This window comes from Antarctobacter aquimaris (assembly GCF_900184945.1).
In the GTDB taxonomy this organism is placed as follows: Bacteria; Pseudomonadota; Alphaproteobacteria; order Rhodobacterales; family Rhodobacteraceae; genus Maliponia; species Maliponia aquimaris.
This window is the reverse complement of record NZ_FXYF01000004.1, coordinates 132,151-148,049: the sequence shown is the minus strand read 5'-3', so window position 1 is coordinate 148,049 and position 15,899 is coordinate 132,151. Positions and strand designations below refer to the sequence as shown.

Below are 15,899 nucleotides of genomic sequence, written 5' to 3'. Positions count from 1 at the left end.
CGCGAGTCGCGGTCCTCTGCGTGGATATCACAACCCGTCCAGGCCCCGATCTTTCGTCGCCTTGCACCGATGGTCATGGCCATACAACCGTTGACGGTCATGCATGTCGTTCAGGTCAGGCTGTCCAGAACCCGGTCCAGCATGGCGTCACACAGCGCCAGCTGGGCCGTTTCGATGTATTCGTCGGCCTTGTGCCCCTGTCCCTCCATTGACCCGGGGCCGCAGACCACCGTGGGCACCCCCATCCGGTCAAAGAACCCCGCCTCGGTGCCGAAGGCGACCTTGAGCGTGCCCGCGTTCCCGGCAAGGTGCCGGACCACGCGCACGACCTCGGCCCCGGGTGCAACGGAAAGGCCCGGGTAGGCGTTCACAGTCTCCACCTCGATCCGGCCGCCGGGATGGGCGGCGCTGACGCGCTCGGCCGCCGCCATGATCCGCCGGACGATGGCGTCCGGGACATCGTCCCCCAGAAAGCGCAGTTCAAAGGCCATCTCGGCCCGGTCGGGCACGATGTTCAGCGCGGTGCCGCCGCTCAGCGTGCCCACGTGCACCGTGGCATGGGGCACGTCATAGGCCGCGTCCCGCGCGCCTTCGGCCGCAAGCCAATCCTGGATACCGCGCAGTTCGGTCATGAAGTCGCCCGCCAGGTGCAGCGCGTTGACAAAGCGTGGTGCCAGCGCCGAATGGCCCGCCTGGCCGTGGCAAATCGCGCGGAACGCCCGTTTGCCCTTGTGCCCCACGGCCACCTGCATCCCGGTCGGTTCGCCGACGATGCAGGCGCGCGGCTTGCCCACCAAGGTCTGCAACTCGGGCGCCATCCGCGCCATTCCCAGGCAGCCGACCTCTTCGTCGTAGGAGATTGACAGCTTCAGCGGTTCGCGCAGGTCGCGCCGGGCCGCGCGGTCCGCCGCCGACAGCATCGCCGCGAGAAAGCCCTTCATGTCGGTCGTTCCGCGGCCGTACAGCCGATCCCCCTCCGCCGTCAGGCGGAACGGGTCGCGCGTCCAGGCCTGCCCTTCGACCGGCACCACGTCGGTATGGGCCGACAGCAGCACGCCCGCGCCCTCGGGCCCGATCTGCGCATAGAGGCCCGCCTTCTGCCCGGTGTCGTCCGGCATCCGTGTGACGGCAAAGCCGCGCTCTTTCAGGAACGCCTCGACGTAGCCGACCAGGTCCAGGTTCGACCGTGCGCTGACGGTGTCGAAGGCCACCAGCCGCTCCAGTACCTCCGCCGTTCCGGTCATGGCACCAGAGTCCTCAGCACGTCGAGGATGGCGGCGGCCTCGGTCTCGGGGTTCACGACGCAGAGGCGGAACACCATTTCGCTCTGCCAGCGCGTCGGCAGGCAGAGCAGCGCGCCGGACCGGCGGTGCCGCTCGGCCCAGGCCACCATGTCGGGCTCGGCCATCCCCTCGGGGCGGAACAGCACCACGGTCAACTGCGGGCCCAGCAGCAGTCTCAGCCCGGGCGTCGCGGCGATCCCGTCGGCCAGCGCCTGCGCGGTGTCCCGGCAGCGGGCGATGGCGCGGGCATAGGCGTCGGTCCCATGCACCGCGAGCGAGTACCACAGCGGCAGCCCGCGCGCCCGGCGCGTCAGGTGCAGCGCGTAGTCGGACGGGTTCCAGTGCGTCTTGTCCACCGTATCGAGATACACCGCCTTCTGCCCGTGCGCCGCCGCGCCCAGCCCCGCGTCCCGGTAGACCAGCGCGCAGGAATCATAGGGCGCAAACAGCCATTTGTGCGGATCGACGATGAAACTGTCAGCGCGTTCGATCCCGTCGAACAGCGGCCGCGCGCCGGGGTCCGCCAGCGCGGCCAGACCATAGGCGCCATCGAGGTGCAGCCACAGCCCATGCTCCTGGCAGAGGTCGGCCAGCCCGGCGATCTGGTCCACCGCGCCGCAGTTCGTGGCCCCCGCGTTGGCCACCACGGCAAAGACCCGCGCCGGATCGCCCAGCGCGGCGCGTGCCGCCTCGGCCGTCATGACGCCGCGCGCGTCGGTGGGCACCTCGATCACGTCCACGTCCATCACGCGGGCGACCGCGCGGATCGAACTGTGCGCCTCGGCCGAGCACATCAGCGCCCAGCGGGCCGGGCGCGGCCCGGCCTTTGCCTCGCGCGCGGCGTGCAGCGCCGACAGGTTGCCCAGGGTGCCCCCCGCCACGAACACGCCGCCCGCCGTTTCCGGCCAGCCGGCCAGCCCGCTGAGCCAGGCGAGCACCTGGTTCTCCGCATGGATCGCCCCCGCGCCGCCGTCCCAGTTGCCGGCAAAGATCCCCGCCGCCCCCAGCGCCGCGTCGAACGACAGCGCCGCCCGCGTCGGGGCGGAGGCGACAAAGGACAGGCTGGTGGGATGGCCAAAGGGGCGGGTGGAGGGCACGATGGTCCGGGTGAACAGGTCAAAGGCGCGGTCCGCCCCGATCCCTTCGGCCCGGATCGACCCGCCCAGCACCGGGTCCAGCACGGCAAAGCTCTGCGCGCCGTGCTTGGGGTCCGGCCCCTCGGCGATGCGGCGCGCGGTCCAGTCGAGGATTTCGCCGGTCTGGTCGGCGTCGAAGGGAAACAGGTCCATCAGTCCACCGCCAGCCCGGTGATCTCGCGCCGGAAGGGCAGGGCGTCGCCGATCTCGACCATGTCCAGCTCGCGCGCGTAGCGGTGCCCGGCATAGGTCGCCCAGGCGATCGGCCCAGGCGCCTGCGCGTCGCCGATGATCTTCACCGTCCGGATCCCGGCATCGGCCCAGTCTGCCTGCCGCGCCTTGAGATCCCGGAATACCGCGTTTTCCTCCAGCCGCGAGGCGACCATGACCACGGCGTCGCATGCGATCTCGCGCAGCGTCTCGGTATAGGTGCAGTTGGTCACCACGTGCCCGGCGCCGATCTGCACCACCCCCCGGTTCAGCACGATCTCCACCCCCATCTGCGCCAGCCGGCGGTGGATGGTGTGCTGTTCCAGCGTGTTCACCGTCCAGTCCGAGACATAGGCCGAGGGCGTCACCAGCGTGACCTTGTTGCCTGCCTGCACCAGCAATTCGGCCAGAACCCCGCCCATGTAGTAGTGATCGTCGTCGTAGATCACGACATGTCCCGAAGGGCGCTGCCCGTCCATCAGGTCATCCGGCGTGAACCGCGGCATCGCGGGGTCGATGGCAAAGGGCACCACGTGTTGCCGCGCCACCCCGTCGCGCCGCCATTTCGCGCCCGTGGCGATGCACACATGCTGAAAGCCGAACTCCAGAATGCTCTCGGCATCCAGCCGACTGTCGAAATAGACCTGCACGTTGGGCTTCTGGCTGATTTGGAATTCGCGGTAATCCGCGACGCGCCCCCAGGCCGACAGCCCCGGCAACAGCCGTTCGCGCGCCACGCGTCCGCCCAATGTCCGCCCCGCCTCCGCCAACGCCACGTCGTAGCCACGTTCAGCCAGCGCGCGCGCCGCCTCCATCCCGGCCGGCCCCGCGCCGACCACCAGCACGCTCTCGCTGTCGCCCTTGGGGTTCATGCGCTCGGGGTGCCAGCCCTTGCGCCATTCCTCCATGAAGGTGGGGTTCTGCGTGCAGCGGCTGATCGACATGGTCATGTCACCGGTGATGCAGATGTTGCAGCCGATGCATTCGCGGATGTCCTCGATCCGGCCCTCGTCGATCTTTCTGGGCAGGAACGGGTCGGCGATGGAGGGCCGCGCGCAGCCGATGAAATCCAGCACGCCGGACTTGATCATCCGCACCATGACATCCGGCGAGGTAAAGCGCCCGACGCCCACGATCGGCCGGTCGGTCAGCTCGTGGATGCCGCGCACCAGCGCCTCCTGCGCACCTTCCTCCTTGAACCGCGAGGGGCCGGAACACGCCTCCCAGGTGCCTTGCGCCAGGTCCCAGAGGTCCGGCAGGTTGCGGTTCATCTCGACGAAGTCGCGCACCTCGGCGTTGGAAAAGCCCAGATCGCCGATGCTCTCGTCCAGCGACACCCGCAGCGTCAGCCCCATGTCGTCGCCCACGGCGTCGCGCAGGTCGGCGATCACCTCGTTCACGAAGCGCGCGCGGTTTTCCAGGCTGCCGCCGTATTCGTCGGTCCGGTGGTTGGTTGCGCGCGACAGGAAGTGCTGGAAGATGCCGAAGCCATGCGCGCCGTAGAGGCAGATCAGGTCGAAGCCCGCCAGCTTGGCCCGTTTCGCCGCGTTCACGAACCAGCGGCGCAGGTCGCAGATGTCTTCCTTGTCCAGCGCGCGGGCCTGCACCGGGTCGTTGGTAAAGGTGCGGATCGGCGCGGCAGAGACCGCCCGCGGCACCTCCTTGGTGTAGAAATTCGGCCCGTTCACCCCCGAATAGGCCAGCTGGATGCCGGCCAGCGCGCCGTGTTCCTTCATCCGCTCGGCCATCTTGGCCAGCATCGGGATGTCCTTGTCCTCCCACAGCCGCAGCTCGATAAATGGCGTGATCTCCGAGGTGTGGTGCATCTCGCACTGCTCGGTGAACACCACGCCCCAGCCGCCCTCGGCCTTGACTCCGCGCATCGCGGCGGCGGCCGACGGGTCGCGGTAACCCGCGCCGTTGCAATGCGGCACCTGGTAGAAACGGTTCTTCGCGGTCACCGGGCCAATCGCCATCGGCTCGAACAGGATGTCATAGCGGGGATCGCGCAAGAGGGGCCTCCGTTTCGTGGGTCGCGCAAGGATACGCATGGGACTTGGCCGCGAAAGTCGCCGCTGCGAAAGCCCTGATTAGTCTCAGGCTAAGGTGCCGGGCCCCGCGCTGGCAACGCCCCTCAGCCCGGGCAGCTGCCCGTCGCGCACCATTTGCGTCGCGTGTTCGAGAAACGCGCGCACCGCGTTGGACCGATCCGCATCCTGCGCGGTCAGCAAGCCCATCCGCAGCGCCCGCACCGGCCCCGCCAGCGGCACAAAGCGCAGCGGCCGCCCGTCGGGCGCACGGTCGTTCAGTGGCCGCACGTTGGCGATGGAGTAGCCGAACCCGTTGCCCACAAGGCTGCGCATCACCGCCATGTCGCGGGTGCGCTCGGCGATGCGCGGCCGCGCGCCCTCGGCAAACAGCGACAGGAAGTAATCCGAGCTAAGTGGCAGGTCGAGCAGCACCATGGGATGCGGGCGCAGGTCGTCGATGCTCACCTCTGCCCGGTCCGCCAGCGGGTGCCCTTCGCCCAGGATCGCGAAGGGCGTCAACTCGATCAGCGGAAAGAACCGCAGGTCCGATGGCAGGTCCAGGTCATAGCTCAGCGCGAGGTCGATCTCGGACCGTCGCAGGCGGCTGTAGATCTCCACCTGGTTCAGCTCGTGCTGGCGCAGGCGCACGTCCGGGAACCGGTCCTCGAACGCCCGCCGCAGCGCCGGCAGGACCACTTGCGCAAAGGTGACAAGGCAGCCCACCGCCAGGGGCCCCCGGACCGCGCCGGAGATGTCGCCGGCGATGTCCATCATGACAGAGGCCTCGCGCAGCACCACGCGCGCCTGTTCCAGCATCTGCCGCCCGCCCTGGGTCAGCGACAGCCCCTGCGCGTGCTGGCGCACGAACAGCGGCAGGCCGAATTCCTGCTCCAGCTGGGTGATCGCGGCGGAAATCGACGGGGACGAGACGTTCACCCGCTCCGAGGCGCGCGCGATGCTGCCGGTTTCGCCGACAGCGACGAAATATTCCAGCTGTCTGAGGGTGTAACGCAACATCGGGCGGATCCTCTGGGGAGGACCCATCCTCTCCCGCCCGATGGTGCTTGGCAAGCCGTGGCTATTCGTCCCCCGGCACGCCGTAAGAGGGCGCCGCGCGCGGGTCCAGCGCGCGCTGCACGTAGGCCTCCAGCTGCGGCTTGTAGACCTCCCAGGCGCGCGCCACCGCCTCGATCGGGCAGTCCTCGGTCCAGTCACAGCGCAGGTCGGCCACCTTCCACGGCACCTTGTCGACCAGCATCATGCCCGCCGAATGCACCGGCCCGGCCTCGCCCCCCGCCGCCAGCCCGGCGCGAAGGGCGGCGATCAGCCGGTCGCCCAGGTGGCCCTTCGACGCCTCGAACCCGGCCACGATGGCCGCCGGCACCCCGTCGTTCGCCAGCAGGTTGCCGCCCGAGGCGACGTCGCGCCCCTGCGCCTGCGTCCAGATGCCCAGGCTGTTCGGCCCGGAATGGATCGCCGTGCCGCCGTCCTTGTCGATGCACAGCACCTGCCGGTACTCGATGAAGGCGCCGCGCCGCGTCACCTCGTCCACCGCCCCGGCGGCGCCCAGGCCACCTTCCATCAGGTCCAGCGCCAGCGGCCCCAGCGTCGGATCGGTCACGTTCTGCGAGGCGACCGCCCCCACACCCGCCCGCGCATAGGCGCAGCGCGCCGCCACCGCCGGCGAAGACGAAGAGATCGCCACGCCGAACATTCCGGTTTCTGCGCAACGGGCAACAAGGGAAAAGGTCATCTGTGCTTCTTCTTGGTCCAAATACTCCGGGGGGCCCGGGGGGCTGGCCCCCCGGCGCGGCGTCTCAGTCGGGGATGACGGCGGTGGCGTCGATCTCCACGAGCCACTCGGGCCGCGCCAGCGCCACCACCACCAGCCCGGTGCAGACCGGGTGCACGCCCTTGATGTACTCACCCATCACCCGGTACACGGCCTCGCGGTGGCGCACGTCGGTCAGGTAGACCACCAGCTTGACCAGGTGCTCCATCTTGCCGCCCGCTTCCTCGATCAGCTGGCGGATGTTCTGCATCACCTTGTGCGCCTGCTCGGTCGGGTCGTGGCTGGCGATGTTCTTGCCGTCGTCCAGGTTCTGCGGGCACTGGCCGCGCAGCCAGATGGTCCGGCCGCCGCTGGTCACGACCGCGTGGCTCAGGTCGTTGTCCAGCTTCTGCTCGGGGTAGGTGTCGCGCGTGTTGAACGGGCGGATGCGGGTATGCGCCATCAGGCGTGTCCTTTCGACAGGGTCTTTTTCCGGTGGGTCAGGCCACGTGGGCCATGCGCGCCGCCAGGTAGCGCGCGAAATCGTAGTTCGGCCGTTCGAGGTGCGACAGGTGCCCCGGCTGCGCCATATCCGAGCAGAGCCCGCGATAGACCTTTTCCGTGCAGCCGCGATCCTCGACGTTGACCTCGTCCAGCAGCGTCTTGAGCGCGTCGAAGTTCTGCGCCGCGTCGGCGTCCTCGGCGTAGTCGTCCGACATGCCGCCGCCAAAGCGGATGTGCACCTGCCCCGGCCCCTTGGGGTGCAGCGACAGATACCAGAAATAGCCCGGCGTCAGCGTGATCAGCAGCGACGGGTAGATCGCCAGCAGGAAGGTGGTGCGCCGTTCGTCGCCCTTCAGTCGGGTGTTCGACGGATGCGCCATGGCGATGCGCAGGCGGTCGTCCTTGAGGATGGTGTGATAGTTGAAGGTGGGCAGGCCGGGCGGGCAGACCATCTCCTCGAGCTTGGACAGCCCGCCGATGGTGCCCGCGTGGCAGACCGGCAGGTGGTAGCTTTCCATGAAGTTCTCGGCCAGCACCTTCCAGTTGGTGTCCCAGACGTGCTCTTCGTAGAAGCTTTCGGTGTAGTTGGTCATGTCGTAGCCCGCGACCAGCGACTCGACCTCGCGCAGCCGCGTGGCCACCGGCTCGGCCTGCGGGTCCAGCGTGACAAAGACCCAGCCCAGCCATTCCTCGCAGCGGACCTGCGGCAGGCGGTAGGTGTCCTTGCAGAAATCGGCGTTTTTCGTCATTGCCGGCGCACCGCGCAGGCTGCCGTCCAGGTTGTAGGTCCAGGCGTGGTAGGGGCAGACGATGGCGCGCGTGTTGCCGCGCCCGTGCAGCAGCGTGGACATGCGGTGCAGGCAGACGTTCGACAGCGCGCGCAATCCGCCCTCGCGGTCGCGGATCACCAGGATCGGCTGGCCGGCAAGGTCGCAGGTCACGTAGTCGCCCGGCTGCGCCAGCGCGCTGGCCCGGCCGACGCAGAACCACTCCTTGCCGAACACATGCTCGATTTCCAGCTTGAGGAACTCGTCGGAGGTGTAGACCGAGGGCGGCATGGCGCGGGCGCGCTCGAACGGGACCTCGGTGTTGGCGCGCAGCGCCTGCAACGGTGCGGGATCAAGGTGGTCCTTGGCCAAGGTCATCCTCCATGGGTGATGGGATTAGGGGCGGCCGCAAAGAGGCGCGCCCCATGCAGGATTTCACAAATCGCGGGTGAAGCCAAAGAAATCCCTGCCTCAGCCGCCGTTAGGCTGGGCCTAAGCGCGCCGCCGCCTTAGCCCCATCCCAACCAAGGCTTCGCCAAATGCTGGTTTGGCAGGGCCCCCGGCTCCCCTAGAGTGCCGCGAAACCGCGAAAGGACCTGCTGCATGACCCCTGAGACCACGGACACGCTGATCGTCGGCGGCGGCCAGGCTGGAATCGCCATGAGCGAGCACCTGGGCCTGGCGGGCGTTCCGCACATCGTGCTGGAACGCGCGCGCATCGCCGAACGCTGGCGGTCCGAGCGCTGGGATTCGCTGGTCGCCAACGGTCCGGCCTGGCATGACCGCTTTCCCAACATGGATTTCCCCGGCGATCCGGGCGACTTCGTGCCCAAGGAGGGGGTTGCCGACTATTTCGCTGCCTACGCCCGGATGATCCGCGCGCCGATCCGCTGCGGGGTCGAGGTAACATCGGTCACCCGGCTGGACGGCCGCCCCGGATTCCGCGCCGAGACCTCGCAAGGCGTGATCGAGGCGCAGCGCATCGTCGCCGCCACCGGCCCGTTTCAAAAGCCGATCTTTCCGCCGATGATCCCCGAAGGCGCGGTTCCGCTGCAACTGCACTCCAACACCTACCGCAACCCCGACCAACTGCCCGAAGGCGCGGTGCTGGTGGTGGGCGCAGGGTCGTCAGGCGTGCAGATCGCCGATGAGTTGCTGCGCGCCGGCCGCAAGGTGTATCTGTCCGTCGGCCCGCATGACCGCCCGCCGCGCAGCTATCGCGGCCGGGATTTCGTCTGGTGGCTGGGCGTGCTGGGCAAATGGGACATGACGACACCGCCCGCGGGGGCCGAGCATGTGACCATCGCCGTCAGCGGCGCGCACGGCGGGCACACGGTGGATTTCCGCCAACTGGCCGAACGCGGCATGGTGCTGACCGGCCGCACCGAAGGCTTTGCGGACGGCACGGTGCGCTTTGCCGGCGACGTGGCGCAGACGGTGGCGCAGGGCGATGCCAACTACCTTTCCGTGCTGGACGAGGCCGACGCCTGGGTGACCCGCATGGGCCTGGACCTGCCGGAGGAGCCACAGGCGCGGGCCATCGGCCCCGATCCGGCCTGCCTGCGCGATCCTCTGTTGTCGCTGGACCTTGCGCAGGCGGGCATCAGCACGGTCCTCTGGGCGACGGGCTATGCGCTGGACTACGGCTGGCTCAAGGTCGACGCCTTCGACGAACAGGGCCGCCCGGCGCATCGGCGCGGCATCTCGACCGAACCGGGGGTCTACTTCCTGGGCCTGCCCTGGCAGTCGCGGCGCGGCTCGTCCTTCATCTGGGGCGTCTGGCACGACGCGCGCTTCATCGCCGACCAGATCACCATTCAGCGCGGCTACATGGACTTCGACGCCGAGGCGCGGGCGCAGGAACAGGGCCTGCCGGCCGCCAACCGGGCCTGACCGCTTACAGCGCGCGATCCCGTCCCGGGCCTGTCCCGGGACCTCTACCCCAATGGGGTCAATCCACCGGCAGCCTCGAAGGCACCCGCTCTGGCCGCCCCAGCGGGCGGTCATTCACCCCCGCCCCGGTCAGCGCCGCGAGAAAGGCCAGCAGGTCCGCCACCTCACCGTCGTCCAGCGCCACAGGCTTGATGTCCAGCGCCCGGGCCTGCCGCGCCATCTCGTGCGCGTCCTGCCGGATCAGGAAATCCCCCTCGGCCAGCCAGTCCACCCTGGGCAGACGCGCGTCGGCCTCCTTCCAGGCCGTGCGGCTGGCCACAGGGTCCAGGTGGTGCCGCACGATACCCTCCAGCGTGGCAAAGGCGCCGTTGTGCCCATAGGGCGCGGTCAGGGCGACGTTGCGCAGCGAGGGCGTGCGAAAGCGGTAGGCATCCTCAAGCAGGTCCGTTTCGCCCATCCGGCCCACGTCACGCGGCATCGGGTCAAAGGTGCGCGTCCGCCCCGGCCCGAAGGCGGGCAGGCCCAGCGCGTGGAACTCCTGGTCGGTGAACAGCGGGCCGGAATGGCAGGTGTGACAACCCGCCTTGCCGAAGAACAGCACACGCCCGCGCTCTGCCGCCTCCGGCAATAGCACCCCGTCGCGCTGCCAGGCATCCCAGGGGCTGTCGATGCTGATCCACTCCGAGGCGACAAAGGCCCCCAGCGCATTGCCGATCTCGACGATGGTCACCTCGCTGGGATCCTCAATGTGATCAAAGGCTTCGACAAACAGAGCGCCATACTCCGGGATCACCCGCACGCGCTTGGCCAGGATCGGCCAGCCGAGGTCGATCCGGTTGTGCACCGCACCGGTCACGCTGTTTTCGCCCACGTTGCCAGCCATCTCGAACTGCGCGGTCAGCGGGAACAGCGCCTGCGCGGCCAGGATGTTGTCCAGGCCCCGCGGCAGCCATTCCTCGGCCGGGCTGTCGAATCCGTTGCCGTAGAGGTCCGACACCTCCAGCCGCCCGTCGTGGAACATCACCCGCACCGACCTGTGGCCGAGGTTCCACAGCGCGGGCGCGTTGCGCGGGATACGCTTGCGGATGCGGTCGCGGCCCTCGCCCGCCGTGCGCTCCACCCCCAGCCCCGCGCCGCCCTCGCCGATGCCCAGGCTTAGCCCGTCACCACTGGCCATGGTATGATGGTGGCAGGTCCCACACGAGATGTTGCGGTTTCCGCTGAGGATCGGGTCGTAGAACAGCAGCTGCCCCAGACGGGCTTGCGCCGGGTCGACGGGCAGGAAATCATCCAGGGTGACAGGGTCGGCGCGTGCGGAGGCCGACACCAGCAGGAGGCAGAGACAATGCAGGGCAAGGGCAGAGTGAAACAGGCGCATGGGATCATTCTGGCAGGGCTGCTGGGCTTCTCAAGTCCCGTTTTCGCAGCCGATCTCGAAGTGGCGCGCGACCTGATGGAGGCGGACAAATTCACCGCCGCGATGGAGCAGTTCCGGGTGCTGGCCCGCTCGGGCAATGCCGACGCCGAAGAGCTGATCGGGGTCATGTACGCGCTGGGCCTGGGCGTTGAAAAGAATGACGAAAGAGCCTTTGAGTGGTATCTGCGCGCGGCGATGAAGGGCCATCCGGGGGCGCAGTCGGGGATCGGTTGGTACTATGAGACGGGGCGCGGGCTGACCGCGCCGGACCTGGTGCGGGCCTACCTGTGGTACGCGCTATCGGCCATCGGCGGCGACGTCGACGCGCCGGATTCGCTGGCGGAACTCACCCCGCGGATGAGCCGGGAACAGCGCGTCAGGGCGCAGGTCCTGGTCGACGACTACCGCGTGTGGATGTACCCGTTCCGCTGACGAGGTTTGTACAAATTGTACGTCCTGTACGCGAAAAATGTCTTTTTGTACAAAGCGTTCAGGAAAAATTAACCGCCGGGACGGGAGCGGCGCGCGTTGCCTGCGGCAACGACGCCCCGCCCACCGTCCCCGGCCGCCTGCCCCTGTCCGACCGGCCGACTTGACCTGGATCATTCCTCGGGCAGAGTCCCGGGGGATCAGCATCCCGTTTGGTCGCGGTCACAAGTTCGCCTTGGCGGTGGGCGTCCTGCTGTACCTGGCGTTCCCGATGCTGGCCGAAATCAGGACGAGGCTGTCGATGTAGATCGACCGGCACTTGGCGCAGGTCTGGCCGTGGCGGGACGCCGCCCGGTTCGACGGCTTTGCCACCGTCACCGACATGACCGAAAAGCTGTGGTACATCGACGTCAACGGCAAGAGATCGCCACCCCGGCGACGGACAGCCTTGACGGCTTCCCGCTGCTGGTCCTGAGCGATGAGGACGGCGACGACGCGGCGCGCGACGGCACCACGCAGGAATTCGGCGCGGTCTTTACCGCGCCGGACGGAAGGACGCCCTACTGGCTGGTGTTCAACCGCGGCCCCGAGATGGTGCCGCCCGACGACGATTTCGACGGTGGCCTGGTCCGGGGCGAACACATCGTCGATGGCGTCGCGCAGGACATCCCTTTGATCGACGGTCTGCTCCTGACGCGGCGGCTGGGCAAAGGCACCTGCGCGGACAGGTTTCGCCTCGGCGACCCGATCGGTGAACTGATGCGGTCCACCTGTACGACCCGCCGCCGGAAAACGGGGTCAGACGCTTGCGGCAGGAACTGCCCCCGGTCTTTTCGCCGGATTTCGCCGAGACACACGAGGTCTACACGCTGTTCCTGTGGCGGTATTGCCTGCACGAGAGCCGCGACACCGACAGCCTCGACATGTCCTATCTGCGGCAGGTGCTGGGCCAGCTGTCCTTTTGACCGGCCTCGCTTCGGCCGGGAGGGCCGCGCGCCGAACAGGACCCGGCCCCTGCTTCTTCTTGGCCGAAATACCTCTGGGGGGTCCGGGGGGCAAAGCCCCCCGGCACGTCGGATCGCCGTCAGGCGATCCGAAACCGCTCAGTTCAGGTCGGCGTCGTAGTCGGCCGCCAGCTCGGCCTCGGCCTCGTCCACGGCGGCGATCAGCGCATCGAGGATCTCGCCCCCGCCTTCGACATTGGCGCGGAACCAGTCCTGCACCGGCTTGGCGGCCTCGGCAAAGGCGGCCTTTTCCTCGGGCGTGGGCACGTAGATGTCGCCGCCGCCGGCGGTGAAGTCGGCGTAGGCCTGGATCGCGCCACGCTTGGGTGCGGCAAAGGTCGCTTGTTGCAGCGCGTAAAAGCCGTCAACCACGACGCGGCGCATCGCCGGGTCCATCGCCATGAACTTTTCGTTGTTCATCCACCACAGCGCGCCCATGTAGGAATGGCCGTCCAGCGTGATGTACTTGAGGCCGGCATCGGGGAACTTCATCCCCATGATGTCGGTGATGCCGTTCTGCGAGCCGTCGACCACCCCGGTCTGCAACGAGGTGAACAGCTCCGGCCACGGGATCGGCGTCGCCGCGCCGCCCAGCGACTTGACCAGTTCCTGCGGCAGGTCGGCGACCACGGTGCGGATCTTGAGCCCTTCGAGGTCCGAAGGCATCTGGATGCGCTTCTTGGTGTTGGCGAAGTTGCGCCAGCCGCCGGTGTTGCCGACGGTCATCAGGCGCACGGTGTTGTCCGAATCGGCCAGCGCCATGTCGCGCAGGGTGCGCACGAAATCGCCCGACAGCACCTTTTCCGCCACCCGGTCGCTGGACATCAGGTAGGGCAGGTCCAGCACCTGCACGTAGGGAAATATCCCCGCCGCGCCACCCGAGGTGGAGATGTAGATGTCGATCGCGCCTTCGGAGACGCCCTCGATGCATTCCGCGCCGTCCGAACACAGCTGCGTGCCCATGTAGATCTCGACCTCGATGCCGCCGTTGGAGGCGGCTTCGACGTAGTCCTTGAAGACGATCAGGCCGGCGTAATCCTCGTCGGCCTCGTTCGAGTTGGCGGTGGCCACCAGCTTGATCGGGTCGCCGTGGGCGGCGGCCAGCGCCGCGCCCCCGGTCAGCGAGGCAGCGCCCAGGGTCGCCGCGGCAAAGAGATGTTTCATCATGTGTTTCCTCCCATTGGTGTCTGTCGTGGTGTCTTTTGCGGTCAGTTGGACACGGGTCCGGGGCTGATGCAAGCCATGAAGCCGGTGTTTGGCGGGCAGCGGATGAAATCCGTGAGATAGGGCACGGTCATCGAGATCGCCGGGATGTAGGTGATCATGAAGATCACCACCACCTCGACCGCGAGGAAGGGCAGGATCGCCCGGGCGATGGTTTCCACCCTCTCGCGGCTGACGGTGGAGGCGACGAACAGCACCAGCCCCATGGGCGGCGTGGCCAGGCCCACGGTGAGGTTGACGCTCATGATGATGGCGAAATGCACCGGGTGGACGCCCAGCTCGACAAAGATCGGGCCCAGGATCGGACCGAGGATGATGATGGCGGGTCCGGCGTCGAGGAACATGCCGACGATGAACAGCAGCACGTTGATCAGGAACAGCAGGATCAGCGGGTTTTCCGACAGGCCGAGGATGATCTCGGTCAGGATCTGCGGCGCGTGGGACAGCGAGACGACCGTCTTGAACGCCACCGCCGCGCCGACCAGCAGCAGCACGGCGGAGGTCGACAGCGCCGAGCGCGACAGCACTTGCACCAGGTCGCGCATGTTCATCGAGCGCAGCACCAGAAAGCTGATGACCAGCGCGTAGGCGACGGCGACGGCGCTGGCCTCGGTCGGGGTCATGACGCCGATCAGGATGCCGCCCAGGATGATGACCGGGGTTTGCAGCGGCGCGACCGCCTTCTTGCAGACGATGCGGAAGTCATGGCTGACGCTGCGGCGCCAGCGCAGCATCAGCGCGTGGGCGATCATCAGCATGACGGCGAAGACGACCCAGAGGTTGAGGTCATGCACGCGGTCGCCGTTCTGGTCCCAGGAGGCCAGGCCCAGCGGCACCGACAGCCAGCCGTAGACCGCCATCAAGAGGCCCGCCACGTTCACCCGCACCAGCAGCAGGCTGACCCAGTATTCCGTGGTGGTCATGGTCTGGCCCTTGACGACGATGCGTTCGGCCTTGGGCAGGTCGTAGCGGTCGGCCATCAGGCGGACCATGACCATCAGGCCGACGCCGACCAGGATGCCGGGCACGATGCCGGCCAGGAACAGCGCGGCGACGGATTCGCCCATGACATAGGCGTAGATGATCATGATCCCCGAGGGCGGGATGATCGGGCCGATGACCGAACTGGCCGCGGTGATGGCGGCGGCAAAGCGGCGGGTATAGCCGTTCTTTTCCATCGCCGGGATCAGGGTGGAGCCCAGCGCCGAGGTGTCGGCCACCGCCGACCCCGAGAGGCCCGCGAACAGGATCGACGACAGGATGTTGACGTGGGCGAGACCGCCGCGCAGGTGGCCCATGATGGCCTGGGAGAACTCGACCAGGCGGATGGTGATGCCGCCGCGGTTCATGATCTCGCCCGCCAGCATGAAGAAGGGCAGCGCCATCAGCGGAAAGCTGTCCATGCCGCTGTAGAGGTTGCGATAGAGCACCGAGAGCTGGCGGCTCTGGTCGTCCAGCACCAAGAGGCCAAAGGGCGCGGCCAAGAGGGCAAAGACCACCGGCAGGCCGATCATGATCAGGACGAGAAAGACCGGAAGGAACCACAGCAGCATGTCAGTCGGCCCCCGCCATGTCATCGGTGTGCAGCGGCGTCAGGCGGTTGCCGCCGCCCAGCAGGGTGATCAGCTGGCGCAGGATCAGCTCGACGTTGACCAGGATCAGCAGGTTGATCCCGACCCAGAGCGCGGCGTACTGGTACTGGTTGGCGAATTTGGCCTTGCACTTGCCGATCTCGATGCCGAAGGGCCAGCGCAGAGAGGACGAGCAGCCGCGCCCGGACAGGCTGTCGACGTGGTTGTTCAGCCCCTTGTCCCAGGCGATGACCAGCACCCAGAGCGAGATCACCAGCAGCACCAGCGTCAGCAGCGCCGCGACAAGGCGGGGCAGGGCGCGGGCCAGCATGTCGATGGCGACGAACCCGCCCTGCCGGTAGGCCAGCGGCGCCATCAGCCCGACCAGCCAGAGCATGCCGAAGCGGGCGCCTTCCTCGGTCCAGTTGGGGGCGTCGTTGAGGGCGTAGCGCCAGAAGACCTGGCCCAGGATCAGGCAGACCATGATGGCCAGCGCGATCACGGCGATCACCCGGCCGACGGCCAGCACGGCCGTGTTCAGCCGCTCCAGCGGCCAGAGCAGTGTCAGCAGCACCGGCATGGCGCTCCTCCCTGGGTTGGGGCGTGTGGCGCCCCTTCACTTTGCCGGCCGGGGTCTTTGGCGCCCCAGTCCCTAGGTCC

General features: G+C 68.1%; 15 protein-coding genes. 3 read left to right on the top strand and 12 right to left on the bottom strand.

Annotated elements, in window-relative coordinates:
- Nucleotides 1–110 precede the first annotated feature (110 nt).
- The 7 genes from argE to MAA8898_RS08545 form a co-directional block, all read right to left on the bottom strand.
- Nucleotides 111–1,244 carry an acetylornithine deacetylase gene (gene argE / locus MAA8898_RS08575; protein ID WP_094020582.1) on the bottom strand — a complete coding sequence of 378 codons (1,134 nt, stop codon included), beginning with the start codon at nt 1,242–1,244 and terminating at the stop codon, nt 111–113.
- Complete coding sequence (locus MAA8898_RS08570; RefSeq protein ID WP_094020581.1) at nt 1,241–2,572, bottom strand: pyridoxal phosphate-dependent decarboxylase family protein; 1,332 nt, start codon at nt 2,570–2,572, stop codon at nt 1,241–1,243. Before MAA8898_RS08570 ends, argE begins: the two co-directional genes overlap by 4 nt.
- Nucleotides 2,572–4,641 (bottom strand): oxidoreductase, encoded by a 2,070-nt coding sequence (locus MAA8898_RS08565; protein WP_094020580.1) that lies wholly within the window; start codon nt 4,639–4,641, stop codon nt 2,572–2,574. Before MAA8898_RS08565 ends, MAA8898_RS08570 begins: the two co-directional genes overlap by 1 nt.
- 84 nt (nt 4,642–4,725) lie before the next feature.
- Nucleotides 4,726–5,676 carry a LysR family transcriptional regulator gene (locus tag MAA8898_RS08560; RefSeq protein WP_094020579.1) on the bottom strand — a complete coding sequence of 317 codons (951 nt, stop codon included), beginning with the start codon at nt 5,674–5,676 and terminating at the stop codon, nt 4,726–4,728.
- Between the two features lie 61 nt (nt 5,677–5,737).
- The gene (locus tag MAA8898_RS08555) at nt 5,738–6,412 is read right to left on the bottom strand and encodes a DUF1028 domain-containing protein (protein ID WP_094020578.1); all 675 of its coding nucleotides are present in this window, start codon (nt 6,410–6,412) and stop codon (nt 5,738–5,740) included.
- A 64-nt stretch (nt 6,413–6,476) separates the two neighbouring features.
- Nucleotides 6,477–6,893 (bottom strand): RidA family protein, encoded by a 417-nt coding sequence (locus tag MAA8898_RS08550; RefSeq protein WP_094020577.1) that lies wholly within the window; start codon nt 6,891–6,893, stop codon nt 6,477–6,479.
- Nucleotides 6,894–6,930: 37 nt separating this feature from the next.
- Nucleotides 6,931–8,079: an aromatic ring-hydroxylating oxygenase subunit alpha gene (locus MAA8898_RS08545; RefSeq protein WP_370738618.1), complete on the bottom strand. Its 1,149-nt coding sequence runs from the start codon at nt 8,077–8,079 to the stop codon at nt 6,931–6,933.
- Nucleotides 8,080–8,304: 225 nt separating this feature from the next.
- Here MAA8898_RS08545 and MAA8898_RS08540 point away from each other — a divergent pair, with 225 nt between their 5' ends.
- Complete coding sequence (locus MAA8898_RS08540; protein WP_094020575.1) at nt 8,305–9,594, top strand: flavin-containing monooxygenase; 1,290 nt, start codon at nt 8,305–8,307, stop codon at nt 9,592–9,594.
- 58 nt (nt 9,595–9,652) lie between these two features.
- Here MAA8898_RS08540 and MAA8898_RS08535 read toward each other — a convergent pair whose 3' ends face one another.
- Nucleotides 9,653–10,972 (bottom strand): cytochrome-c peroxidase, encoded by a 1,320-nt coding sequence (locus MAA8898_RS08535; protein ID WP_094020574.1) that lies wholly within the window; start codon nt 10,970–10,972, stop codon nt 9,653–9,655.
- A gap of 75 nt (nt 10,973–11,047) precedes the next feature.
- On the opposite strand from MAA8898_RS08535, the gene MAA8898_RS08530 reads away from it, so the two are divergent.
- Nucleotides 11,048–11,443 carry a tetratricopeptide repeat protein gene (locus MAA8898_RS08530; RefSeq protein ID WP_245853338.1) on the top strand — a complete coding sequence of 132 codons (396 nt, stop codon included), beginning with the start codon at nt 11,048–11,050 and terminating at the stop codon, nt 11,441–11,443.
- Between the two features lie 219 nt (nt 11,444–11,662).
- Here the strand turns inward: MAA8898_RS08530 and MAA8898_RS08525 are convergent, their stop codons facing one another.
- Nucleotides 11,663–12,082 carry a hypothetical protein gene (locus tag MAA8898_RS08525; RefSeq protein WP_094020572.1) on the bottom strand — a complete coding sequence of 140 codons (420 nt, stop codon included), beginning with the start codon at nt 12,080–12,082 and terminating at the stop codon, nt 11,663–11,665.
- 164 nt (nt 12,083–12,246) lie between these two features.
- On the opposite strand from MAA8898_RS08525, the gene MAA8898_RS26210 reads away from it, so the two are divergent.
- Nucleotides 12,247–12,405 carry a hypothetical protein gene (locus MAA8898_RS26210; RefSeq protein WP_176445104.1) on the top strand — a complete coding sequence of 53 codons (159 nt, stop codon included), beginning with the start codon at nt 12,247–12,249 and terminating at the stop codon, nt 12,403–12,405.
- Nucleotides 12,406–12,543: 138 nt separating this feature from the next.
- Here the strand turns inward: MAA8898_RS26210 and dctP are convergent, their stop codons facing one another.
- From dctP to MAA8898_RS08510, 3 genes are read right to left on the bottom strand one after another with little or no spacing between them, the layout of a single operon-like run.
- Nucleotides 12,544–13,611, bottom strand: a complete 1,068-nt coding sequence (gene dctP, locus MAA8898_RS08520) for a TRAP transporter substrate-binding protein DctP (RefSeq protein ID WP_094020571.1) — start codon at nt 13,609–13,611, stop codon at nt 12,544–12,546.
- Nucleotides 13,612–13,652: 41 nt separating this feature from the next.
- Complete coding sequence (locus MAA8898_RS08515) at nt 13,653–15,221, bottom strand: TRAP transporter large permease (protein ID WP_094020570.1); 1,569 nt, start codon at nt 15,219–15,221, stop codon at nt 13,653–13,655.
- Nucleotide 15,222: 1 nt separating this feature from the next.
- Nucleotides 15,223–15,819 (bottom strand): TRAP transporter small permease, encoded by a 597-nt coding sequence (locus MAA8898_RS08510; protein WP_094020569.1) that lies wholly within the window; start codon nt 15,817–15,819, stop codon nt 15,223–15,225.
- Between the last annotated feature and the right edge of the window lie 80 nt (nt 15,820–15,899).

Excerpts from the sequence above, each read along its gene's own strand:
- MAA8898_RS08570 (WP_094020581.1), bottom strand. The coding sequence starts at position 2,572 with ATGGACCTGTTTCCCTTCGACGCCGACCAGACCGGCGAAATCCTCGAC.
- MAA8898_RS08545 (WP_370738618.1), bottom strand. The coding sequence starts at position 8,079 with ATGACCTTGGCCAAGGACCACCTTGATCCCGCACCGTTGCAGGCGCTG.
- MAA8898_RS08535 (WP_094020574.1), bottom strand. The coding sequence starts at position 10,972 with ATGCGCCTGTTTCACTCTGCCCTTGCCCTGCATTGTCTCTGCCTCCTG.
- MAA8898_RS08515 (WP_094020570.1), bottom strand. The coding sequence starts at position 15,221 with ATGCTGCTGTGGTTCCTTCCGGTCTTTCTCGTCCTGATCATGATCGGC.
- MAA8898_RS08560 (WP_094020579.1), bottom strand. The coding sequence starts at position 5,676 with ATGTTGCGTTACACCCTCAGACAGCTGGAATATTTCGTCGCTGTCGGC.
- MAA8898_RS08550 (WP_094020577.1), bottom strand. The coding sequence starts at position 6,893 with ATGGCGCATACCCGCATCCGCCCGTTCAACACGCGCGACACCTACCCC.
- dctP (WP_094020571.1), bottom strand. The coding sequence starts at position 13,611 with ATGATGAAACATCTCTTTGCCGCGGCGACCCTGGGCGCTGCCTCGCTG.
- MAA8898_RS08540 (WP_094020575.1), top strand. The coding sequence starts at position 8,305 with ATGACCCCTGAGACCACGGACACGCTGATCGTCGGCGGCGGCCAGGCT.
- MAA8898_RS08530 (WP_245853338.1), top strand. The coding sequence starts at position 11,048 with ATGGAGGCGGACAAATTCACCGCCGCGATGGAGCAGTTCCGGGTGCTG.
- argE (WP_094020582.1), bottom strand. The coding sequence starts at position 1,244 with ATGACCGGAACGGCGGAGGTACTGGAGCGGCTGGTGGCCTTCGACACC.
- MAA8898_RS08510 (WP_094020569.1), bottom strand. The coding sequence starts at position 15,819 with ATGCCGGTGCTGCTGACACTGCTCTGGCCGCTGGAGCGGCTGAACACG.
- MAA8898_RS08555 (WP_094020578.1), bottom strand. The coding sequence starts at position 6,412 with ATGACCTTTTCCCTTGTTGCCCGTTGCGCAGAAACCGGAATGTTCGGC.